Annotated in this window: 23 protein-coding genes and 1 pseudogene; 8 read left to right on the top strand and 16 right to left on the bottom strand. The window is 43.2% G+C overall.

Translation table 11 applies throughout. From position 1 onward, the window contains the following. Positions 1 to 62: 62 nt before the first annotated feature. From DSL64_RS28200 to DSL64_RS28135, 14 genes are all read right to left on the bottom strand, one after another. On the bottom strand, positions 63 to 1,103 hold the full coding sequence (locus DSL64_RS28200; RefSeq protein WP_115834316.1) for a sugar phosphate isomerase/epimerase family protein: 1,041 nt from the start codon (positions 1,101 to 1,103) through the stop codon (positions 63 to 65). 135 nt (positions 1,104 to 1,238) lie between these two features. Continuing rightward, positions 1,239 to 2,453 carry a hypothetical protein gene (locus DSL64_RS28195; protein ID WP_115834315.1) on the bottom strand — a complete coding sequence of 405 codons (1,215 nt, stop codon included), beginning with the start codon at positions 2,451 to 2,453 and terminating at the stop codon, positions 1,239 to 1,241. 141 nt (positions 2,454 to 2,594) lie between these two features. Continuing rightward, positions 2,595 to 2,927, bottom strand: a complete 333-nt coding sequence (locus DSL64_RS28190; protein ID WP_115834314.1) for a GIY-YIG nuclease family protein — start codon at positions 2,925 to 2,927, stop codon at positions 2,595 to 2,597. A gap of 257 nt (positions 2,928 to 3,184) precedes the next feature. Next, the gene (locus tag DSL64_RS28185) at positions 3,185 to 4,264 is read right to left on the bottom strand and encodes an aldose 1-epimerase family protein (protein WP_115834313.1); all 1,080 of its coding nucleotides are present in this window, start codon (positions 4,262 to 4,264) and stop codon (positions 3,185 to 3,187) included. A gap of 112 nt (positions 4,265 to 4,376) precedes the next feature. Then, positions 4,377 to 5,195 carry an alpha/beta fold hydrolase gene (locus tag DSL64_RS28180; protein WP_115834312.1) on the bottom strand — a complete coding sequence of 273 codons (819 nt, stop codon included), beginning with the start codon at positions 5,193 to 5,195 and terminating at the stop codon, positions 4,377 to 4,379. A 213-nt stretch (positions 5,196 to 5,408) separates the two neighbouring features. After that, the gene (locus tag DSL64_RS28175) at positions 5,409 to 6,227 is read right to left on the bottom strand and encodes a sugar phosphate isomerase/epimerase family protein (protein WP_229217259.1); all 819 of its coding nucleotides are present in this window, start codon (positions 6,225 to 6,227) and stop codon (positions 5,409 to 5,411) included. A gap of 152 nt (positions 6,228 to 6,379) precedes the next feature. Beyond that, entirely contained in the window at positions 6,380 to 7,234 is an 855-nt protein-coding gene (locus DSL64_RS28170) for a sugar phosphate isomerase/epimerase family protein (protein WP_115834311.1), read from the bottom strand. Positions 7,235 to 7,291: 57 nt separating this feature from the next. After that, a complete protein-coding gene (locus DSL64_RS28165) occupies positions 7,292 to 8,065 on the bottom strand; it encodes a 3-keto-disaccharide hydrolase (RefSeq protein ID WP_115834310.1) in 774 nt (257 codons plus the stop codon). 189 nt (positions 8,066 to 8,254) lie between these two features. Continuing rightward, positions 8,255 to 9,175 carry an alpha/beta hydrolase gene (locus DSL64_RS28160; protein WP_115834309.1) on the bottom strand — a complete coding sequence of 307 codons (921 nt, stop codon included), beginning with the start codon at positions 9,173 to 9,175 and terminating at the stop codon, positions 8,255 to 8,257. 137 nt (positions 9,176 to 9,312) lie between these two features. Beyond that, complete coding sequence (locus tag DSL64_RS28155) at positions 9,313 to 9,783, bottom strand: ferritin-like domain-containing protein (RefSeq protein ID WP_115834308.1); 471 nt, start codon at positions 9,781 to 9,783, stop codon at positions 9,313 to 9,315. Between the two features lie 150 nt (positions 9,784 to 9,933). Then, on the bottom strand, positions 9,934 to 11,037 hold the full coding sequence (locus tag DSL64_RS28150) for a DNA topoisomerase IB (protein ID WP_115834307.1): 1,104 nt from the start codon (positions 11,035 to 11,037) through the stop codon (positions 9,934 to 9,936). A 196-nt stretch (positions 11,038 to 11,233) separates the two neighbouring features. Continuing rightward, positions 11,234 to 13,528, bottom strand: coding sequence for an ATP-binding protein (locus DSL64_RS28145; RefSeq protein ID WP_115834306.1), 2,295 nt, complete (start codon positions 13,526 to 13,528; stop codon positions 11,234 to 11,236). A gap of 25 nt (positions 13,529 to 13,553) precedes the next feature. Continuing rightward, positions 13,554 to 14,153, bottom strand: coding sequence for a biliverdin-producing heme oxygenase (locus tag DSL64_RS28140; protein WP_115834305.1), 600 nt, complete (start codon positions 14,151 to 14,153; stop codon positions 13,554 to 13,556). 26 nt (positions 14,154 to 14,179) lie between these two features. Further along, positions 14,180 to 14,620 carry a response regulator gene (locus tag DSL64_RS28135; RefSeq protein ID WP_115834304.1) on the bottom strand — a complete coding sequence of 147 codons (441 nt, stop codon included), beginning with the start codon at positions 14,618 to 14,620 and terminating at the stop codon, positions 14,180 to 14,182. A 252-nt stretch (positions 14,621 to 14,872) separates the two neighbouring features. On the opposite strand from DSL64_RS28135, the gene DSL64_RS28130 reads away from it, so the two are divergent. The 6 genes from DSL64_RS28130 to DSL64_RS28105 all read left to right on the top strand — a co-directional run bounded on the left by DSL64_RS28130 (position 14,873) and on the right by DSL64_RS28105 (position 20,842). Beyond that, positions 14,873 to 15,436, top strand: coding sequence for a DUF4142 domain-containing protein (locus tag DSL64_RS28130; protein WP_115834323.1), 564 nt, complete (start codon positions 14,873 to 14,875; stop codon positions 15,434 to 15,436). 182 nt (positions 15,437 to 15,618) lie between these two features. Next, entirely contained in the window at positions 15,619 to 17,166 is a 1,548-nt protein-coding gene (locus tag DSL64_RS28125; RefSeq protein WP_115834303.1) for a sulfatase family protein, read from the top strand. A gap of 4 nt (positions 17,167 to 17,170) precedes the next feature. Beyond that, positions 17,171 to 18,268 (top strand): formylglycine-generating enzyme family protein, encoded by a 1,098-nt coding sequence (locus DSL64_RS28120; protein ID WP_115834302.1) that lies wholly within the window; start codon positions 17,171 to 17,173, stop codon positions 18,266 to 18,268. 38 nt (positions 18,269 to 18,306) lie between these two features. Further along, entirely contained in the window at positions 18,307 to 18,870 is a 564-nt protein-coding gene (locus DSL64_RS28115) for an RBBP9/YdeN family alpha/beta hydrolase (RefSeq protein WP_115834301.1), read from the top strand. A 96-nt stretch (positions 18,871 to 18,966) separates the two neighbouring features. Next, entirely contained in the window at positions 18,967 to 19,566 is a 600-nt protein-coding gene (locus tag DSL64_RS28110) for a YceI family protein (protein WP_229217258.1), read from the top strand. 91 nt (positions 19,567 to 19,657) lie between these two features. Further along, on the top strand, positions 19,658 to 20,842 hold the full coding sequence (locus DSL64_RS28105) for a beta-1,2-mannosidase (protein WP_229217257.1): 1,185 nt from the start codon (positions 19,658 to 19,660) through the stop codon (positions 20,840 to 20,842). A gap of 67 nt (positions 20,843 to 20,909) precedes the next feature. Here DSL64_RS28105 and DSL64_RS29440 read toward each other — a convergent pair whose 3' ends face one another. Together DSL64_RS29440 and DSL64_RS29435 are read right to left on the bottom strand one after the other, a co-directional pair. After that, positions 20,910 to 21,212, bottom strand: a complete 303-nt coding sequence (locus DSL64_RS29440; RefSeq protein WP_510185883.1) for an Lrp/AsnC family transcriptional regulator — start codon at positions 21,210 to 21,212, stop codon at positions 20,910 to 20,912. A 12-nt stretch (positions 21,213 to 21,224) separates the two neighbouring features. Beyond that, positions 21,225 to 21,350, bottom strand: a pseudogene (locus DSL64_RS29435) (Lrp/AsnC family transcriptional regulator); the annotation flags it as partial. 144 nt (positions 21,351 to 21,494) lie between these two features. Here DSL64_RS29435 and DSL64_RS28095 point away from each other — a divergent pair. Further along, positions 21,495 to 22,388, top strand: a complete 894-nt coding sequence (locus DSL64_RS28095; protein ID WP_115834299.1) for an ATP-grasp domain-containing protein — start codon at positions 21,495 to 21,497, stop codon at positions 22,386 to 22,388. Positions 22,389 to 22,527: 139 nt separating this feature from the next. Continuing rightward, positions 22,528 to 23,085, top strand: a complete 558-nt coding sequence (locus tag DSL64_RS28090) for a fasciclin domain-containing protein (protein ID WP_115834298.1) — start codon at positions 22,528 to 22,530, stop codon at positions 23,083 to 23,085. The last annotated feature ends 97 nt before the right edge of the window (positions 23,086 to 23,182 follow it).

Here is a 23,182-nt window from a genome sequence, read left to right as displayed (position 1 = left end):
TTTTGAGCTATCGGCCATTGGCAATCAGCTTTCGACCGTTATCAATAATAAACACTATAATATTACGATTCCTGGTACCATCCGTGCGCCTGGCGAACTTTCACCATCGCAGCCAGAATATCGTTCCAGGTTTGCTGATCCCCCATTACTGAGTTCGGGAACATACATCCATCCCAGCAGATATGACGGAATGCTTTCGTCAATTCTCCGTTTTCATCACGCAACCAATAGCCTGCATCATGTGTAATATTCAGCTTTCCGTTCGGATCTGTTGCCAGACAGTGACGGCCTGTTTTATCATGGGATCCTGTTCCGTGAACAGTCCCGTCATTTTGCGCAACGTGGAAATCGAACGTCCATGGACGAAGTTTTGCTGTCATTGTTTTTAAACCTTCTTCCAAAGCAGCACGGTCTTCCCATTTGAAGTCGACGGGAAGAATACGATCCTCCGGACGGTTATATCCAAGCAGATACAAGAACGTGTGCGACATATCGGCCTGGAAACCCATATTCGGGCGATCCACAGCTTCCATGGTTTCAATCACTGTTTTCCAGCTCTGCATACCACCCCAGCATATTTCTCCTTCCGCAGCCAGCTTTTCACCAAAATCGGCGGCTACATCGCATGCACGTCTGAAAGTTTCTGCAATCTGCTTTGTTCCCTCTGAAGGGTCCCTGGACCAAACTTCCGGAGATACAGCAGAATCGATACGGATCACACCACCATGGCGTACGCCTGCTTCACGAAGTTGCTGACCAAACACACAAGCTTTATGTACCTGCTCTACAAATGTATCGCGGGCTTCTTTGCTGCCCAGCGCGGAACCAGCCCACACATTCGCAACCAGGCTTCCAATCTCAAGATTGTAGCCACGTACTTTATCTGCTAGGCGAAATGCACCGTCTTCTGCATTGAGGTAAGGACCAATATGTTCATCAAAAAGACCGATATCTACTCCGTCGAATTTTACTCCGTTTACTTCTGCAGCGGCAGTTTTTGCGAGTAATGTATCAAAAGGAATGATCGGTTCTGAGTCTGAACCTTTGCCCACGATACCAGGCCATGTGGCATTGTGGAGCTTTGGATAATTATTTTCTGGCATGTTTAGTAGCTTTTGGCTGTTAGCTAATAGCTTTCAGCTGTATATGGATATGAAACAACTAGATACATATTTTAACTTAATCTTTAAGAGCATAACAATCGCCCGGAGGAGCTAACCGCTCATAGCTCACAGCTGTCAAAACACCAGATCCGGGTTCAATGGACCAAAGTGTTTCAATATCACAATCGGATCATTTGCTGAAGGATTGGTAATAACAACTCCTTCCTGCGCCGCTCTTTCAGTTACAAAAAACTCGTCGTTAGTCAATTGTCCGTAACGGATCAGCGCAGGGGTTTCGATATCCCACACACCAAACTTGCCATGCCCCTGCATCACGATCATTCCGTAAGCAGCTGCATCCGTAATAGTAACAGTCTGTCCGGGGAATACAGTAAGTTCCTTCGCACTGTAAGCCTCATTTTTATAGCAAATCCAGTTTTCGCTGTATCCTTCTGCTTCCATCTCAGCCACATCTTTAACCGGTTTAGGACGCATGAAATGTTTTTCCATCAGGTTAGGATTGACATTCAAATCCCAGTCGATCACCTCCATCAACAGATCGTAATCTCCGATTCTATCTTCCGGTGTACCCTTCCAAAGTAATTCTTCCGGAATAACCGCTTCGTTCACCAGAGATTGATACATTGCAAAAATATCAGACGCTTTCTGAGGCTCATACGTACACAAGCTACCCGGCGCATGCAACATGCCAGGAGGTACATCCCAGCCTGTTCCCGGCTCCAGACGGAACGCCTGCGAGTAATTGGTGATCTTATTATCGCCTTTGGTGAAGTTCATCAGACACTCCTTAATCTGTTCTTTTGAAGTGCCGGGAGCAATTCCAATGAATGTGTAAGGGAAATCGCCGCCGTGATTATTGAGCTGCGGAGGGAAATAATACGCCTCCGGTTTTCCGTTCTGACCCACCATTGCCGCATGTTCATCTCTGTGGTGAATATGGTGCGGCAATGGTCCCATATTATCAAAAAACTTGGAGTACATTGGCCAGCTTTTGTATTCATCCCAAAGTCTGTCACCTATAATTTCACCCTTTAGCTCACTTACAGCATCTTTCAGTGTCACTTTCTGAACACCGGATTCATCTTCAAAAACGATTTGACTCAAACCTTCATTTTCGCCGGTAAGCGGTCCGTTTTCCGCCGGAGTAGTGGATGACAACCAACGTTCGTCGATACCACCACGCTCACCACCAAGTACATAATAATCGTCCGGATGTAATTTTATTCTGCGACCAGGAACACAAAATGAACGTGGTACCCAGGTTGGTGCCAAGCGTAAAATTCCTTTTCCCTGTTCTAATGCCTTCTCAGCTATACTTGAAAGTCCCATCGGTTAGTTTAAAAATTTGGTTTAGTTATAATTGTTATTTTAAGTATTATTTTTCTCTCCTTGAAATTAAGCCATGATCTTGTCACCCTGAGCGGACGGAGCCGCCCAGCGGTCGAAGGGTCAGTAATAAAGTCCTACACTCTAAGTTTCCTCTCTCTTCCCCACCGCCACATTCCTATAATGCGACTCATTCTTACACTCGGCCAGTACTTTTAATATATCCCAATCACCCCTTATCACAGCCTCTTTCTTCTTTCTGCTCCAACCCTTCAATTGTTTTTCAAACGCAATCGCCTGATCGATATCATTTAATTCATAAGCAAAAACCAACTCAACCGGTTTTCGTGAAAATGTGTAACTGCTTTTGTCAAATCCATTGTTATGTTGTGCAATTCGTCTTTCAATATCGTTTGTCACACCTGTGTAATAGCTGTTGTCTTTACATTTGACTATGTACACATGGTAGGTGTTCATGATAGATTTTGTTTTCTTAGTTTATATCAGGATTCGTCAACCAAGTTGTCAGGCGGACCGGGCCGCCGGTGCGGTCAAAGCCCGAGTGTCCAAATTTGAATTATCAATACTGGTACTTGATAAATTATTAAGTCGTTGAGAATTAAACCCGATCTACAAAGTGCTTAATTCCATCATCCTGACTTACCCTTCGACTCCGCTCAGGGTGACAGATTGATTAATATTCCCCATACTTATCGTACTACTAGCTATTTCCTTCACCACCCAAACCTCTCCAACAACTCCCTTATCTCATCCTCATTAGCCAGCACCTCCAGTTCCACGTCATACTCTCGTTTTTCTCCCGGCTCAATAAAGATCAGATTACCCTCTTTCCTTGCTTTTGCCTGTCCCGATAACGGATGTGTACTTGGTTCCAGTCCGGTCACGTACTCACCTTTGCCCCAATGCTGCCAATTGGCAAACCAGGGTAATTGTTCCTTTTGGAACTTCATAGCGAGCGCAAGGCCAATCTTTTCATTGTAAATTCCGGCAACGCTTTGACCGAAAATGTCTGCTTCGATATCGACTAACACCACTTCTTCACCTGTTCCCAAGTGCGACGCTATAGGTCCGGGACATTTCTTAAAACTGTTTCCTTCTTTAAATATCTTAGCATTTTCTTCTCCGTGACGAGGAAGCCATTTACCATTCCAGAGCAGATCAGCCCCTTCATCAACAAGGGGATAGCCAAAATTGAAATGATATAACAACATGTGTGGTGCAGCTGTATTTCCTTTATTAAGTACTTCATCGTGAATGCGAATGGTTGCTTTTCCAAGTGTCGCAGAAATGGTTCTTTTCAATTCCAGACTCGGCCCGAAAGGCTTTGTTTCACGAATAATTCCTGTAATACTCATTTCCAGCTCACCCGATCTCGGGTCAGGCTGGATAATGGATATAATTTCCGCAGGTGTATTGCTGATCAAACCGTGTAAGCCTCTGTCACCGAACTCATCAGATTCCGGCCCGCCTACATGAGACAATCCGCACGTGGTAAGTAAACCTCCACCGAAGGTCCTAAGCCAATCAATACCCTTATCCGCAAATGGTTGAGGGTGTGTAATCCCACCATGACTCAGCCATGCCAGACTATGCTGGTTATAAAAAGCATCTGCGATATCCATCGCACGGTCAATGACAACTTTAAATCTTAAGCCGGTTCCTGTATTGATCCAAGCAATCCTCGTACCTCTTCCGGCTCCATTATCTATAACAGATGTTTCAATCCCACCCAATTGTGCATGATTCGAAACCTTATCCTTCCAATCCTGGCTTTTTGAATCTGCTTCCTTCATTATTTTGTATTAATTAAAAGTATTATCCAAATCTAAAAAGGCCGCAAAGCGGCTTATTTAACCACTTTTTTGAAATAAATAACTTCAGGCGACTGGCAGAAAGATATTTATACTAATGCTCCAGTAACCAATCCCGAACTCTTTGATTAAAGTCTCCTGTATCTTCGAAATGGAAGGCATGACCCAGCTTATCATAAAGAAAAAGCTCCGAGCCCGAGATCCCATTCGCCACTTCTTCTGCCATCCAAACCGGTGTAAAAATATCTTCGCGACCACCAATTACCAGGGTTGGTTTCTGAATTTTACCCAGATCATTCAATGCATTGTGATTGATACACGCAGCTGCCTGGCCTTCCAAGCCGTGTAGTGGTTGCGGAAAAGCGCCGAAAGCATCCTGGTTTCTTCCTTGTTCTAAATCTGCGTGCTTTTCGGCATTATCCCATGACGCTTTGGAGAAAATAAGCAGCTGAATATACAGACTGAATTCCTCAGGACGGAATCTCGCTTTGGCATTCATGATATGCTGAAACAATCCTTTCGCATAATTATCGCAACGAGCCCATGGACACATCAATACCAAAGAATGCACTTTATCAGGATGACGAATGGCCAATTGCTGCGCAATAGTACTACCCATTGAGCAACCCACTACTTTAACTTTTTCTACCTCAATTGCATCAAGCAATCCGGCATAATCGTCGGCCATTTGCTCAGACGAATACGGTCCTGCAGGTTTATCACTCAATCCTACTCCACGGTTATCCCCGATAATACATTTGAAATGATGTTGCCAGTCGGCCACATGCACATTCCAAACTTCACCAGGCGCCGTAATTCCCATAATGAGGAGTACAGGAATGTCGTCAGATGATTTCCCTGAGCCACGCAGTTCGTAATGCAGCTGTATTCCGTTGGTTTTTACTGTAGGCATTTGTGTTAGCGATTAGCCTTTAGCCGTGAGCTATAAGCTTTTGAAAAACTTCTATTCTTGTTTCATGCCTTCGGCATGGTGTCTCATTTTTACCGCGGTTTGTGTTTCACAAGTCACCTCCATGTGGCAAACATGATTTTTTTGTGAGGAAACAAAAGAAGGCTATACTCCTCCGGAGGTAAAAGCTAATGGCTATCAGCTCAAAGCTAATAGCTACTTCAATCCAGGCACCAAATCTTCCTGAATCCATTTGCCATCGTGCAAGGTTACGAAGTCAGGATCTTCCAATGCTTCTTCGCCTTCGTCTTCACAAATGATCCAGCCTGAGTAATTGATATCTTTCAGCCATTGCGTTACACCGAGCAAATCCACCTTCCCTTTACCCATCAAAGCGAATTCCGGATCACCGTTCCAATCTTTGAAATGAACATGGTTAATCAGTGACTGGTATTCCTTCATTTTAGTCAAAGGATCCATACCGCCGTTGATAATATGCCCTACATCCGGTGTCCACCCTGTTACAGTGGCATCGAGGGATTCGAGCACAATTTTGTAATCTTCCTCCGTACGAATAATCGAAGAATGCGGTGAATTGGGGTGGTAACTGCAAGGAATGCCTTTATCAGCCGCCCTTTGGGAAACAGCATTTACAATATTGATCAGGTTTTTCTGACGTTGTATAATATCATGGCGTCCGGATGGAATCTGCACAGTATTCAATACCGCTCCCGGAAATCTCTCCAGTAAACGAATCGCGTGATCCGCCACCTTTCTTTCCTCTTCCGTTTCTTCCGGATTATTCCAGTCCTGAGCCAAGGCCAGTGCTGCCAGTTCGATTCCCTGTTCTTTCAATTTGGCTTCCAGCAGATCCGGATCCACCAGATCACCCATCCAAGTAAAAATCGGCTGAATACCAGTGAAGCCTGCTTTAGCAATAATTTCGATCATGTGACCGAGGCGCCCCTGATGGGTAGTGCCATTTCCGCTCATAAACCAGGTATATACCTCTGAGCCGAATTTGAATGGTAGCATAGCTGGTAGCTGTTAGCGATTAGCTGGTAGCTAATCAGTTCCTAAATTCTCTATTACTAACTATTGTTGTTCCTGACTATCGTTGTTCCTTGCTATCGTCGTTCCTATCGTTCAGTCCGCATAAAAATGCGTCCAGACCGAATTCCGAATTCCTAACCAAGCCCATGTTTCAGGCTCATTTCACGAATGAAATTATAGCCTTTCTCCGCTATATCCCATGGATCGGAGAACTCCCGCCACACACCTATGGCATTGGCGAAATCAGGGTCGTTTCTTGAAAAAGCTTCAATCGTAAGCCAGCCCTGGTAGTTGATCTTCGCCAAACCCGAGAATGCACTATCCCAAAGCACTTGCCCGTCGCCTGGGGTACCACGATCATTTTCACTAATATGCACATGAGCTAAAACCGGCGACAGTGTTTCCAATGCCGTCCCGTAACTCTTTTCTTCTATGTTGGCATGATGGGTGTCAAACATCGCACGCACATTGGGATGATCTGCAGCTTTGACAAGTTTGGTAAGCTGTTCGGCAGTATTGCACAAATAGCACTCAAAACGGTTCAAAGCTTCCAGAGCAAATACAATATTGGCTTCTTTTGCGTACTCAGCAGCAGCATTCAGCACTTCACCTGCCAGCGCATATTCACGCTCTTCAGCAGGACGGTTAACAAATACAGTATGTGCTGAGTGAAACGGACCACAAATGACTTTTGCATTAAGTGCATGAGCACGATCCACTCCCCATTTAATCTTATCAAGTGCCTTTGCGCGTACTTCCGAAGAATCGCTGATAGGATTTTCGTCAGCACCAAGTGTCATTACCGCCGTTGTTTCCAGCCCTGCATCGCTCGTATATTTGCCCATGCGCTGATAAGCTGAAAGATCAGGAGCTCCGAGGTAGAACTCAACACCATCATACCCTATTGTTTTCAGGCGGTCAATTACAGGAAACAGATCATCAGAAACGGCTGCCGTCCACGCTAAAACATTAAATCCTATTTTATTCATTTGATTAGCTCTGAGCTATTAGCTGTCAGCCAATAGCACATTGTTTATTGTCAATAATTATTGCTTAATACGAATGTCCTTGTATTCCACCTTCATTGGAGGTCCCACGTGAACCTGTATGCCCAGATAGCCTTTCGACTTTCCATTTACGGTATCATTGTCTGTCACATCGCTCATCAGCACACCATTGATATAATGCTGCAGACGATTGCCTTTTGCCACGATATGAAAGTCATTCCAATCTTCACTTTTGATCTTTGTTTTCAGTTCATCGGAAGTTCCCAGTGAGCCGGTAACTGTTCTGCCGAGCCACGCATTGTTTTTCAGATTGGCCTTGAATGCCTCAGGCGATTTATCAGTGGGATTATTAACCGTTACGATTTCCCCTCTGTAGCCCAGCGTAGTTCTTTTGCGCTCTTCATAGTTCTGGCCTGTATAACGAATTCCTCCGTCAATGTCCGCCTGGTAACCTTTCAGCGCATTAGGCACATCAGCCACTTTATCACTTCTGTAGTTGATACCTGAATTTCCCTTTTCTGTTATTTTAAAAGATCCTTTCAATTCAAAATCGCCCGGCTCTCCACCTTGCCACACCACAAATGAGTTGGTCTTCAGCAAAGTTTCAGGAGTAATTTCCCCTACCAAATTACCATTTTCTACACGCCAGTACTTCGTATCACCATCCCAGCCTTTCAATGACTTACCATCAAAAATAGATTTAAAGCCTTTCTCACTTTTTTGAGCTAAACAGGAAACTGATCCTGACAGCGCAACCGCAACTACGACGCTCGCCAATACTTTACTAAATCCGAAATTCATTTTTGAAAGCATCTTCTATTTTTTTAGACTTTTGAATGTTTGATTACCCTTACCTCTGAATAGCTCAGCTATGGTTTTCTTCTTGGTTCGCTCCAAAAAGATGAAAATAATATCCAAAAATTCCGATAATTATTCGTCATACTATCCTGTACTAACCTGCTTTTTTTGAATTAAAAGTTTAAATATTATTGCAAAACCACTTTATCTACCCACCAGGCCCTGACTTTTCATCCAGTTCACACATCGCCCAAACCATTCATCGAATGGCGGATATGTCCCAAAGCCATGCTCTCCCCTGGAATAAATATGCATTTCTGCCGAAGCCCCTTGTTTCAGCATCTTTTCATAGAATACGATGCTATTCATCACAGGTACTACTACATCGGTGCCTGCGTGGATCAGAAAAGTAGGAGGCGTATTTTTCGTGACCTGGTATTCATTGGAAAACAGCTTTATCTTATCCTGAGACAGATCGGGACCAATCAGATTCTGTCGTGAGCCGGTATGGCCGAGGCTATCCGTAAAACTGATCACCGGATATACAAGTAACATGAAATCAGGCCTTAAACTTGTATTTTCTTTATTTTCAATGTAGGCTTTATTAAAGTGTGTACCGGCAGTAGATGCGAGATGTCCGCCTGCCGAGAAACCCATAATTCCTATTTTATCTGGATCAATATTCCATTCTTTTGCCTTTTCACGCACCGTTTTGATCGCTTGCTGTGCATCCTGTAACGGACCGATTGACTTATCCTGCATCACTCTGGCATCAGGCAACCTATACTTCACTACAAATGCCGCCACGCCCAACTGATTGAATTTCTTAGCCATATCACTCCCTTCTCTTTTCATTACCAGCGTCCGGTAACCACCACCCGGAAAGATGATCACGGCGGTGCCATTAGCAATTTCTTTTGGGGGAATATAAGCCGATATGGTTGGGACAGAAACCTTAAAAGCCAGTGAATCACCTCCCGGCTTTGTTTGTATTTCTTCCTGATTTTCGGCACCTATTGAATTGGGGATTTTGCCCGGGTACAAAGACTGCTGCGCTAAAACAGCATTGCCTGAGAGGCAGGCTAAAACAATAAGTAAAAAGAAGATACTGCTTTGTTTGTTCATGATAAAAAGTACTCACCGGACTTTTTGTTGCTGTCCAATCATACCCCTTAAAGAACCTTTAGTGCCATCTCTACCATAAAAAAATGGGATTCGAAGTGAATCGAGCCCCATTTTTATGAAATTTAATATTTGAATGCTTAGCTGTTCACAGCCTGATGCATATCTCTGTATTTTTTGATCAGGTCATGTGAGTTTTTCAATGACGATTTCTGATCGGTGATAATCTGGCGGATGTTCACCGGAAGGCTTGCGTCTGTAGCCAGTGCATCTTCGTACGCTTCCTGAGCTGCGTCTTCGCCATATTCGCAACTTTCGAGAACCGAAGTTCTGTCATGCCCGGTGAAAGTAGCTTTAATATCCATCCACACACGGTATATTTTTCCGGAATTGGTAGTTCCTGTTGCTACTTCTCCGCCAAGACTTGTTACTTCCCGGCTCAGTTCTGCTACGTTATCGCGGCTTTCATTTGCCATTTTCTGGAATATGCCCCTCAAATCCAGATCTATATCTTTTACTTCTTCGAGTGCTTTTTCATAACCGTCGATACGGTCATTATTTATTTTGATCAAGTCGTTTAGTACCTCTACAAGATTTTCATTAGTTTCCATAACAGTGTTGTGTTTTGATGTAAGTAAATTGTTTTCACCAGTTACTTAAAACCCTGTGCCATTCTAATCTTATTCTTAAAAATGCATGTTATCGCTTCGTATATGTTGCCTTAATCATACAATTCTGAACGTATATGATTCAGAAATTCTTCACATACGCGATTGATTAGCCAATAATTTCCGGAGTGATTGCTCAGTTGCCGACAAATGATTTGCATCCGGTAATTGCTTGTCCATATAGCGTTGTAACTTTTCTGTTTCGTAAGCCCTGAAGACGGCAGGATGCACATAGTATTTTTTACAAACTGCTCTTGTATTGCCCAGGTGGGCAGCCACTACATCCAGACAAGCATTGATCGTTCGCGTATACTGGCGTTGAGAGGTACTCGGTTCCTGAACAGAGAGGTATTCCAGAGCAGTTACGGAGCCCATCCATGTTCTGAAATCCTTCGCAGAATAATCTCCTCCCGTATGAGTCTGAATATAATTATTCACCTGAGTTGCATTCAGCGAACAGCGTGAACCTGCATCCGTAACGTACTGAAACAACCGCCGACCGGGCATTTCTTTACATTGCTGTACTAATCGGGCAAGTTGCGGATCGCGAATTACAATATCCTGTTTTATCCCTTTTTTGCCAGTGAATTTAAACCTGATACTCTTCCCCTGAATTGTAGTACAGCGAGCATCCAACGTTGTAAGCCCCGATGAGCCGTGCCTGATCTTGTATTGTTCATTCCCGACGCGGATACAGGTTTTATCCATGAGTCGTATTACAAGCGCTGACACCTTGGCAAGATTAAGGGATCTTTTTCTGAGATCTTCTTCTACCTGAGCTCTCAAATCGGGTAATACTTCTGAGAACGACAGCAAACGATAATATTTGGTTTCGTTACGGATCTGGTTCCAGAACGTATGGTAACGATACTGTTTTCTTCCTGCCTCATCTACACCGGTTGCCTGTAAATGTCCCTCCGGATCTTTACTGATCCATACATTTTTCCAGGCTGGCGGAAGTACAAGTGCTTTAATCCGTTTAATGATTTGCTGATCCCGGCACCTTTCTCCTTTTTGATTTACATAATAGAAACGTGGAGCTTTTCCTTTTCTGAAATAACCCGGAGCACCTGCTTTGATATAGTTCAATCCGGCTGCACCGGCTGTGAGTTCGGGATCTTTTTTAATTTTTCGGATAATTCGAGCCGTTATAACGGGACTCTCCGGAAGTAGGGCTGCAAGCGATGAAGAAGACATGGTTTCAGTATCGAAATGTGTGATCGTTCTTTTGATACTAAACTGATACCAGATACAAACTGATTCGCAAAGAGTGGCTCAGCTATTCCATTTCCCTTTTATTTTGAAAGTAGAAAGGCCATGCACAAAAAAATTCCTCAATTAAGCAGCTAGCCAGCCAGCCCAATTGAGGAACAATATACTCAGACTTATATTTCTATGACGACTGCTCCAATGGGAAATAGACAGTGAAGGTAGCACCATCACCCGGCTCCGATTTGGCATCAACATACCCTGCATGGTTCTCCATAATTTTCTTACAAATCGCAAGCCCTATACCTGTTCCGGGATATTTGTTACCGGGATGCAATCGCTGGAAAACATCAAAAATACGGGTAGCATATTCACTTTCGAACCCTATTCCATTATCCTGAACAGAGATAGCATAAAATGGCTGCTGCGCAGGTCCTTTACTGTCAGGAATTTGAGAGGCTGTAACCTGTTTAAGCTGAATATTTACTACCGGGTTTGTATCCTGAACAGAAAATTTGAGCGCATTACTTACCAGGTTCACAAACAGCTGATGTACCTGGAAAGGAATAACTTTTAATGTTGGCAACACTTCGGTATGAATGACTGCGTTTTTCTCTTCAATGATCTCGCTCAGCTCATCTTGCACATTAGTCAGGATCATGTTTAAGTCCACGCTTTCATACACCTTATCCATGTTACCCGTTTTGGAGTAAGTCAGGATATCTTCAATGAGCAATTGCATTTTCTCTGCAGCAAAACGCATACGCTCCACAGAATCTTTTACCTGTGCGGAAATATCTGTTTTCTCCCGATCAAGAATTTTCGAAGCAAAAATCTGAATCTTCCGAAGTGGCTCTTTCAGGTCGTGCGTACTGATCCAGTTCAGGTTAGCCAGTTCTTTATTCGCAGCTTTAAGCTCCTCATTCAGAACTCGGTTACTTTGTTCCTGGCTCTTTACATATCTCAGATTGATATGCTTTTGCAATGCATAGGCAAAACTTGCAGCAGCATGTATCTCGGCTTTCCGCCAATCCGTACTTTTATTTTTCACCTCCTCCATCCATAACTCGAAGGATTTTCTTGGCGAAAGACGCGTTACACCGTCTTCATTCACCACAACAGCCTTATGCGGATTACCAGCCCAGGTAATGGTTTCTCTTCTTTCCTTCCTCAACCACAGAATACCGTCGGGAGTACCCGCCGTGATAGAATGATAAATGAAACCGGCAGCATATTTTGCTACCTTTTCCCCCTCTTCATATACATCCAGAATCCGCTCTGTATGCAGACCTTCGGATGGATACTTTTCCGACAAGGTTTTCAGAAGGGGAAGCAAATATTCGGGCTCGGGAACACTTCCATTCTGATATAATTTGCCTTTGTAATAAATAACAAAGCCGGTAGCGTTAGCCACCTTAAGCAGCGAAGGTTCGCGGAAATAATCCTCAATAAAGTTATCATTCTGGTGCAGCAAAGACAGCGCATCGGAAAGTGCTTTTTCTACAATCTGCCCCACTTCAAATTCCTCGGCCACTTCACGTACTGCAATTTGCGACGTAAGGAAATGCCCCTGTAGCAAAGCAGAAAGTCTTGTATAATGTGGAAGGATTTTAGGGGTATAATGATGGCAGGCAATGAGCCCCCATAGGCGGTCTTTCTGCAATAAGGAAATCGTGAGTGTAGCTCCCACACCCATGTTCCGTAAATATTCCAGATGAATGGGTGATACGCTTCTTAGCACTGACAAGCTCAGATCTACCGAACTATTGCTCACGTTCTCCTTTTCACGGGTAAGAAGGGGAACCGGTGTGTAATTTACATCGGCGATCAGTCTCAACTGATTTCGAATATATAGCTGCCGTGCCTGAGCCGGAATATCAGTATGAGGATATTTCTGTCCTGCAAAAGAATTGAGATCTTCTCTTTTGCTTTCGGCAATAACCTCTCCGTTATATTCCGCATCAAACTTATAGATCATGACCCTGTCGTAACCCGTAATTTTGCGCATCTCGGTGGCTATATCCTTACACAAATCCTGTAGATGGCTGTGCTTCTCCATCAGAGAAACAAAATTTCTGGTTTGTGCATACAAATCGGGCAAGCCTATCGATCCGTCAGGGAAAGGCTCAAACTCAAGTATCAGCGTTTCTCCGCTTTGATGCACTGTTGTATTATACGGAATGTCATTTTTCGTAAATACAAATGGCCTCGCCACGTCGATTTCTACATCAGCATATTCGTCAAACCGATCTGATTGGCTTTGGTCAAACAAATCGGACAACTTTTTCCCCAACACGGCATCGGGAGCAATGCCAATGTGATCAACAGTGTTCTGACTGCAATATTCTATACTATAAGTTTCTGCATTTAACCCTAGCAGAAAGCCATGCGGCTGTATACTTCCGGGAATATGTATGGGCTCACTTTCACAGTTGGCAAGATTGACCAGGTCCCGGTTTACGATATCTCTAATATTCATATGATCATCATGTGGCCACAGGCCGCTATGCTTTGAGCCAGTTATCTACAGTATTAAAGGTTTGAGTAGCTCCCTGTATCACATTCTGCTGAACGCCATGTGACACAGCATAATTTGCAAAAACGGAGACAAAGCTTTTCCATTTCGGCCCTGTTTCAGTTCCATATCCCCAAAAGAATGAAGCACCTGAATTCTTATCTAAGCCTAATACTTTTTGAACATGTTTGAAAAGCACCTTGCCTCCCAGCGTGGAACCCTCCATCACATACATGATTCCAAGTGCTTCAGCAACATCAGCAGGAGTGAATGAATAAACGCTAAACTGATCGATATCTGCCTGCTCCATTCCTGTAGCCTGAAGATCCTGTAATATCATATGCGCCTTTTTTCTTTCTTCCAGATCGGAATATAAACCTGACAAAACAGGATATACATCACGCTCGCAACCAGCAACAACACCATACATTCGGGAGAGATAATCCTGGTATACCTTTATAGAAATCTCCGAAGAAAGTATTCCTTTGGAGCGTTCGTTATCTTCAAGTCCTTTATGGCTTTCGGCAGTTGCGGTTCTTAGATTACTCAAAAAAATATCGGTATCCTGACCGACAGAAGCTACATTCATAAATCAGATGAGAAGTTTGGCTTTTACTACTTTATCAAAAATTGTTCCAGCGGTACAGATACGCGCAATTTTTCTTTTTCAGAAAGGCATTTTTTTATAATACTGATCAGTCCGGAGAAACTGTTTGGCTTTTGGATATATAGGTTCGCTCCGGCCTGATAAGCCGATTGTATGAGGTAATCGGCAATGGAGGTGGATAAAATCACAACCGGAATATCCTTATACGATGAAGAATTTCTTATTTCTGTAAGACACTCCATCCCATTCTTCACAGGCATGTTCATATCCAGGAAAATCAGATCGGGCTTGGCCTTTAATCGCTCCAGAATACTCATCAGCTCCATACCATTTTCAGCAACATCCAGCCTCGTATTTGTGGGAACCTGCTCCAGTGCTTCCTGGAAAAGTGAGGTGTCGTCGTCGTCGTCGTCCGCTAGTAAAATGTGGACAGGTGCATTTTGCTCCATTCGTAACCGGTCTTGCTTCTTTTATTTACTTGATAATCATGATTGCTGATAAACCGCCAGCCGGTACTCTTTCGAATCACCAAAAGTAATATATCTTTTTCTCTCTAGTCTAATATATACGTCAGCGAACTTCATCGGGATGTAGGTATGCAAGGAATATTGCTTTCTCCGATCGAAATAAATTTTCAAAGATCAGATGGCATACATTTTTTAACACTTACCCCAACATTCACACTAAATACCAAAATTATTATGAAAAAGATCCTATTAAGTTCGATGCTGATTGCCTCCATGATGATGTTTACAGCTTGTAATTCTAACAAAACTGAAGACAGTAAAGAGGTAGCAGAAGAGCAAAACGAGCAGAAATTTGAAGATTCCAAAGTTGAAGACGATACAGAATTTGCAGTGGCTGCTGCTGACGGCGGTATTCTGGAGGTAAAGCTGGGCGAGCTTGCTCAAACCAACGGCGCGGCTCCATCTATTAAAGAATTCGGGAAACAGATGGTGAAAGATCACGGCAAAGCCAACGAAGAGTTGATAGCTTTGGCAAAGCAGAAAAACATATCGCTACCTATGTCTCTTAGTGATGAGAAGCAGAAAAAAGTAGATGATCTGGCCTCAAAGAAAGGGAAAGATTTTGATAAAGCTTATGCTTCGTTTATGGTAGACGATCATCAGGAAGATATTAACGATTTTCAGGAAGCGGCAAAAGATGGTAAAGATCCTGAGATCAAAGCCTGGGCAGCCGAAAAAGTACCTACACTACAACACCATCTTGAAATGGCTAAGAAAATGAAGGATGCTGTGAAATAATACGGCATCCGTAGAAATGTAAAAGGAAGCATGTCAGCGCATGCTTCCTTTTTTTGTTCCCGTTGTATTTCTATTTTTATTTCTTCTTACCCCGCTACGGATTTGGAGTTGACATCAGGAAAGATTTATTTTGTCTACTAAGTTTATAGAGTACTATTTATCTACCCATAGAATTGCAGTCCATGAAGTTTTCTGTTACTCTGTTTCTTACAAGCTTTTTGTTATTCCAGGTTGGCAGCCACGCTTTAGCGCAGAAGAAATCTGCTCCCAACATTATCTTCATTTTCTCTGATGATCATGCCTACCAGGCCATCGGCGCTTATGGAAACAAACTGGCTAAAACACCTCATATCGATCGGTTGGCCAAAGAGGGCGTATTGCTCACCAACAATATTGTTACCAATTCTATTTGCGGACCAAGCAGAGCAACTTTGTTAACCGGTAAATACAGCCATAAGAACGGGTACAAGAGAAACGACAGGACACTTTTCGATACCAATCAAACCTTATTTCCTGAGCTACTGAGAAAAAATGGGTATCAAACTGCCTGGATAGGCAAAATGCACCTCAACAGTCTGCCGGTTGGTTTTGATTACTGGAACATTCTACCCGGACAGGGAAACTATTATAATCCCGATTTTATATCCCAACCGAATGATACCACACGTTACAACGGATACGTCTCGGATGTAATCACACAATTTTCTACCGACTGGCTTGACAAAAGAGATCAGTCGAAACCCTTTTTTCTGATCGTTGGTCATAAAGCCACGCACCGCGAATGGCTTCCTGATTTGCAGGATCTGGGTGCTTATGACGATGTGGAGTTTCCTTTACCTGCTAATTTTTACGATGATTATAAAGGAAGAAACGCTGCCCGTGAGCAGGATATGACGATTGAAAAAACCATGCGTTTGAAACAGGATCTTAAAGTTGATGCTGATTACGAGAAAGACTGGACTTATAACCGCTTCAGTCCGGAACAATTAAAAGTATTTAAAACGTATTACGACAAAGTTTCAAAAGAACCGGCAGAGAAAAAGCTTACGGGCAGGGCGCTAACGGAATGGAAGTATCAGCGGTATCTGAAAGATTACCTCTCCACTGCCAATAGCCTTGATCGGAACATTGGCAAGCTGCTTGATTATGTAGATAAAAGTGGACTTTCAGAGAACACAGTAGTTATTTATGCCTCCGATCAAGGATTTTATCTGGGTGAGCATGGCTGGTTTGATAAGCGTTTTATCTATGAAGAATCTCTGAAAACACCTTTTATCATCCGTTATCCGGGTGTGACGAATGCAGGTTCCAAATTGGATAATCTGGTCTTGAATATTGATTGGGCACCTACGGTACTGGATATTGCAGGTACCAAAGTACCATCAGACATTCAGGGTAAATCATTTTTGCCATTGCTGAAAAATCCGGATACTGCTAAGGCTTCCTGGCGAAAAGATGCCTATTATCATTATTATGAATTCCCGGAGCCACATCATGTATATCCCCACTTCGGAATCCGTACAGATCGGTATAAACTTGCCTATTTCTATGGGGGTGCAGACTCCTGGGAATTGTATGACCTGAAAACGGATCCAACCGAAATGGTAAATCTCTACGGATCCAGGAATTCAGAAAAGATTATTGCAGACCTCAAAAGTCGTTTAAAATCATTGATGAACCAGTATCAGGACTCCGAAGCACTGGAGATACTGGCTAAAGCTAAAAAATAAATACATGCTGATTAATTGGAAATATCAGGTTTCAAAAATTAATAAGGTACTTCTCACGGGAAGCGTGCTGGCGTTTCTTGCCTGCAACTCTGACAAAAAAACGGCTGAGCAAGTCGCAGATAGCCTGGCTCACTGTGCCGCCGACGGAATGCCTTCACGTGCAGGTTTCATAAAAAATGCGAGTCAGGTAACAGAAGGAAAAGCTGATACGACGGGAATGGTTTGGATCAGCGGCGGAAAGTATCTCATGGGTTCTGACGAATTTCCCGACTCCCGCCCCATTCACGAAGTGTCGATTGATGGTTTTTATATGGATCAGCATGAGGTAACCAATGCACAATATGCCGAATTTGTAGCAGCGACCAATTACAAGACTGTGGCAGAAAGGCCGCTCAATCCTGCCGACTATCCCGGCGTACCGGCAGACAAACTGGTTCCCGGTTCTGCCGTTTTCACGCCTACGTCTACAACAGTATCTTTGGATAATCCGCTGCAATGGTGGAACTACGTACCCGGCGCTTATTGGGCTCAACCTGAGGGAAAAGGAAGCTCTGTAAAAGGGAGAGAAAATTACCCTGTCGTGCATGTGTCCTATGAAGATGCTGCTGCCTATGCAAAATGGGCAGGAAAACGACTACCTACTGAAGCTGAATGGGAATTTGCTGCCAGAGCAGGCAAAAGTGATCAACCCTACTATTGGGGCAAAGAACTCAAACCCGGCAACAAATGGGTTGCAAATATATACCAGGGACATTTTCCTGATAAAAATACCAAAGAAGACGGATACCAGGGAGCGGCGCCAATTAAATCTTATCCTGCCAATCCTTATGGCTTATATGATATGGATGGGAATGTATGGGAATGGTGTTCTGATCTGTACCGACCCGATGCCTACACCAAATCAGCATCTAAAAATCCTAAGGGGCCGTCGGACAGCTTCGATCCTGACGAACCTGGTGCTGTAAAAAGAGTACAAAGGGGTGGTTCTTTTCTCTGTAGTGATGAATATTGTATCCGTTATAAAGCAGGCAGCAGAGGAAAAGGTGAAGTAACGAGTGGCAGCAACAACCTGGGTTTTCGCTGCGTTACTGATAAAAAGTAAGTATCTTTTGCAGACATTTCATTGACCGGCATATTACTATGAGTACGCATTTCCTTACAATTCCCGGCCTCGCGAGCTCCGGACCTAACCACTGGCAAACGATCTGGGAAGAGCAGTATCCTGACCTTTTTCATCGGGCTGAACAGGTAAACTGGGATTGGCCTGTGAAAGACGAGTGGGTTCCGAAACTTCAGGAAACAATCAGCAGACTAACAGCACCTACTATTCTGGTAGCTCACAGTCTTGGATGTATCACTGTTGCTCACTGGGCACAGGAGTTCAAATCCGAATTTGTAAAGGGCGCTTTGCTAGTCGCTCCTGCTGATGCCGACTTGTCGAAACGCCTGAACTTTGTTGTAGGATTCAAACCTGTCCCCGTCACCAGATTACCTTTTAAAAGTATAGTTGTGGCCAGTACCAATGATATTTATGCGTCCATTGGAAGGTCTGAAAAGTTTGCCCGTGATTGGGGAAGCGAATTTATTAACATTGGTAAAAAGGGGCATATCAACGCAGTTTCCAAACTGGATGATTGGCACGAAGGAAAAGAAATACTTCAAAGCCTGTCTGGTTTAAACTTTTCAGCTATTCCGGTGTCTTAGGTTTGTCCGAAATTTTACATGAGCGTAATAGTGTATTTCAAAACGTATATTTAACTTTCAATCAATTCTCTTTCCATTTAAAATCAAACTACAATTATGAAAAAAATCTTTGTATTTCTTCTTGCAGGTGTAATGTCAGGTTCTGCTGTGTTTGCAGGTCCGGGAAAAGCAGATAAAAAACTTACTGTGGATCCTAAAAGTACCAAAATTGAATGGGGAGCAAAAAAAGTAACCGGAACGCACGCAGGTAATGTACCCCTTACCAGCGGAACGCTTATCGTGGACGGAGATAAACTGAAAGGAGGCGACTTCGTGCTGGATCTGAAAAACCTGACTGTTACAGATGTAAAAGATGCGGACATGAATGGAAAGCTGACTGGTCATTTGAAAAACAAAGATTTCTTTGACGTTGAGGCGCATCCGCAGGCAAAATTCGTAATTACCTCGGTAACTCCTAAGTCTGCAGGTACTTATGATGTTACAGGAAAATTGACGATTAAAGGTATCACAAGCGACATCAAATTCCCTGCAACTGTGAAATCCGATGCTAAAAAGGTTACAGCCGATGCTAAGATCGTAGTTGACCGTACCAAATATGACATCAAGTTCCGTTCATCCAACTTTTTCGAAAACCTGGGTGACAAAGCCATTGACAATGACTTCACGCTGGATGTAAGTCTTGTTGCGAACAAATAAGCCCGAATCGCATCAGTTACCCGAACCTGTTTTCTCCGGAGAACAGGTTTTTTTATTTTTTCCAGGTTCATATAATCCAATGAATAATTAAATGGATTTAACTTTGACCAAACTAAACCTGAACCGCGTTTCCATGAAACTAAAATATTTCGGTCTTCTTGTTGCTACCATGCTTGCTCAGCAAGCTACAGCACAATCTGCAAATACGCTTCCCGACTGGGCAATGGGAGGCTTTGTACGCCCCGCTGGCGTCAATCCGGTGATTTCACCTGACAGTACTTCCCGTTTTATGTGTCCGATGAACGAGCGCATGACAGACTGGGAATCTAATGACACTTTCAATCCTGCCGCCACCATCAAAGATGGAAAGATTGTAGTACTGTATCGTGCTGAAGACAAAGCCGGTGTAGCCATTGGCAAAAGAACTTCGCGTATTGGCTACGCTGCCAGCAAAGATGGAATCCATTTTGAAAGAAGAAAAACGCCAGTTCTTTTTCCCGACAAGGACAATCAAAAAGGGAACGAATGGCCCGGAGGTTGTGAAGATCCAAGGGTTGCGGTAACTGAAGATGGACTTTATGTCATTTTGTATACGCAATGGAACCAGGATAAAGCCCGTATCGGTGTGGCGACTTCCAGGGATCTTATCAAATGGGAAAAACACGGACCGGCTTTCAGACAAGCTTATGATGGCAAGTTCAATAACATCTGGACCAAGTCGGGATCTATACTTACAAAACTGGCTAATGGCAAACAGGTTATTGCCAGGGTGAATGGAAAATACTGGTTGTATTTCGGAGAAGCGCATGTGAATATTGCAACTTCTACGGATCTGATTAACTGGGAACCGGTCGTGGATCAAAAAGGCGAACTGGTTAATCTGATCTCTCCGAGAAAGGGTTATTTCGACAGCAATCTTACCGAATGCGGGCCTCCGGCTATTCTTACAGACAAAGGAATTGTATTGCTTTACAATGGTAAAAACGACAAAGGAGAAAACGGAGACAAACGTTATACCCCCAACAGCTACTGCGCCGGACAAGTTTTGTTTGACAAAAACGATCCTACTAAAGTGTTAGCCCGACTGGACGTTCCATTTTTCCGTCCTATGGAATCTTTTGAAAAAAGTGGTCAGTATGTAGCCGGTACCGTTTTCATAGAAGGAATGGTTTATTTCAAAAATAAGTGGTTGCTCTATTACGGTTGCGCCGATTCGCGTGTAGGTGTAGCCGAATACGATCCGAAACGCAAAACACCGGGAGATCCTATTCCCTGAGTTTCAAATTTCTTAAAAACAGCACTCGCACTTCAGATTTCGCCAGTGCTGTTTTTTCATTCTCCCGTCATAACAACAATTCCTGCCCGGTTTTGACCTGCGAAATACTGACGAAGGTCTTCACGCCTTTGATGTTGGGATTGGTTTCAAAAAGTTGCCTGTTTAGTTCAGTATATTGAGCCATTGTCTGTAAAGTGATGATCAAAATAAAGTCAGCATCGCCCGTTACCTGATAACATTGCTGAATCTGAGGAATAGACAGAAATATCTTTTTTGCCTCATCCGTCATTCTGAAATGCACATCATTCAACGCAATTTCTACGATCAACGTCACGGTATGCCCAACTTTCTCAGGATTGACTATCGCCACATTCTGCTGAATCACACCTAACGCGGTAAGTCTTTTAATTCTGCGATGCACCGCTGTAGTGGACAGGTTCACCTGCTCTGCAATTTCCTTCTGCGGAGTCAGATTGTCCTTTTGAAGCATTTTCAAAATAGCGAAATCAAACTTGTCAAGTCACTCTTTTGATGTATCCATTTATTGGAGAACTGAAAAATTTATGCGTTTTATGCCTAAAACTATCAAATTTTTTGCGCCGGAATTGAAATAATTTTGCGCCATACCTTAAACACGATTTCAACGAGAAAAATGAAAATTGCTTTTATAACATATAGTGGATCGGTAAAATATTCCGGTGCAAATGGCTTTGACGAAATTCAGGATTTACTGCCTTTCCTCCAAAATAAAGGATTGGATATACATGCGGAAATTTGGGATGATCCCGAAGTAGAGTGGCAAAAATATGATGTCGCATTGCTTCGCATGCCCTGGGATTACCATCAGAAATTTGAAGCCTTCAACAACTGGTTAGACCGGATCGAAGCATTGGGAATCAAGTTATTGAATTCTTACCAAACAGTTCGCTGGAACATTGATAAACATTATCTTAAGGAAATCATCGATGCCGGCTTTGATGTTATCCCTTCAGTGTTTCTTGAAAAAGAATGGGACGGGAATTTTTCCACAATATTCAATTCCTTAAAATCGGATCAGATTATTGTTAAGCCCTGCGTAAGTGGCGGTTCCCGGAATACATTCAAACTTAACGCTGAAACCGCTCGCGGGAGAGCCGACGAAATCGTAACACTATTGCTAGATGGCGCTTACATTGCTCAGCCTTTCATGAAAGAAATTGAAGACGGCGAATGGTCATTCACTTTTTTCAACGGACGTTATAGCCATACTATTCTGAAAAAACCCAAGACAGGTGATTTCCGGGTACAGCAGTTTTTCGGAGGAACTATTGACCGCATGGAACCTGAGCAGTCACTTATTGACCAGGCTGCTTCCTATCTGCCGGCTTTTGCCCAGGACACACTTTATGCACGTGTAGACGGAGTGCTGGTCGATGGAAAATTCGTATTAATGGAACTGGAATTGGTAGAGCCGTTTTTATACCTCGCTTATGCCCAGGAAGCCCCTGAAAATTTCTATCATGCCTTGAAGGAAAAAGTAGATTCTTTCAAAGTCAATGAGGACTAAATACAAGATACTGACAATCAATCATTAAAACTGTACAGAATTGAATAAACACGTTTGGAGTGGAGATTCCGCGACCTGATCAATCCAATGGAATATCTGGTGGCGTATATCACGAAAATCACACTTAAACAGATAGTTTATGAAATCCCTGAAAATGAAATGCACACTATTGGCTTTTGCTTTATTCACGACTTTGGGAGCATTCGCTCAAAAAGAAAAAACAGTAACCGTGGGTGGAGCAGCCATGTATCCTTCGAAAAATATCATCGAAAATGCCGTTAACTCGAAAGACCATACCACTTTGGTTGCAGCCGTAAAAGCAGCAGGCTTGGTAGAAACGTTATCTGGCGCAGGACCTTTCACTGTATTTGCACCGGTTAACTCTGCATTTGCTGCTCTGCCAGCCGGCACTGTAGATAATTTGTTAAAACCTGAAAACAAAGGCACGCTTACATCAGTCCTTACTTACCATGTAATTCCAGGTAAAGTGGATTCTAAATCAGTGCTTAAAATGATTAAGGACGGAAATGGAAAAGCAGTTGCCAAAACGGTACAGGGTGAAGAATTGACATTCACGACAAAAGGTAAAGATGTGTGGGTGAAGGATGCGAAAGGCAACGTCGCCAAAGTTACAATTGCTGATGTGTATCAATCTAATGGCGTAATTCATGTTATTGATAAAGTACTGATGCCATAAACCGCTCAATACTTTTTAGTATCGAGTAGGAGGAAAATGAAAGTTTTCCTCCTTTCATTTTCCGTCCTCTCACACCACCGTGCGTACGGGCCTCGTA

This window comes from Dyadobacter luteus (genome assembly GCF_003383615.1).
Lineage (GTDB): Bacteria > Bacteroidota > Bacteroidia > Cytophagales > Spirosomataceae > Dyadobacter > Dyadobacter luteus.
The sequence above is the reverse complement of the archived record's forward strand: the minus strand, read 5'-3'. Positions and strand labels throughout refer to the sequence as shown.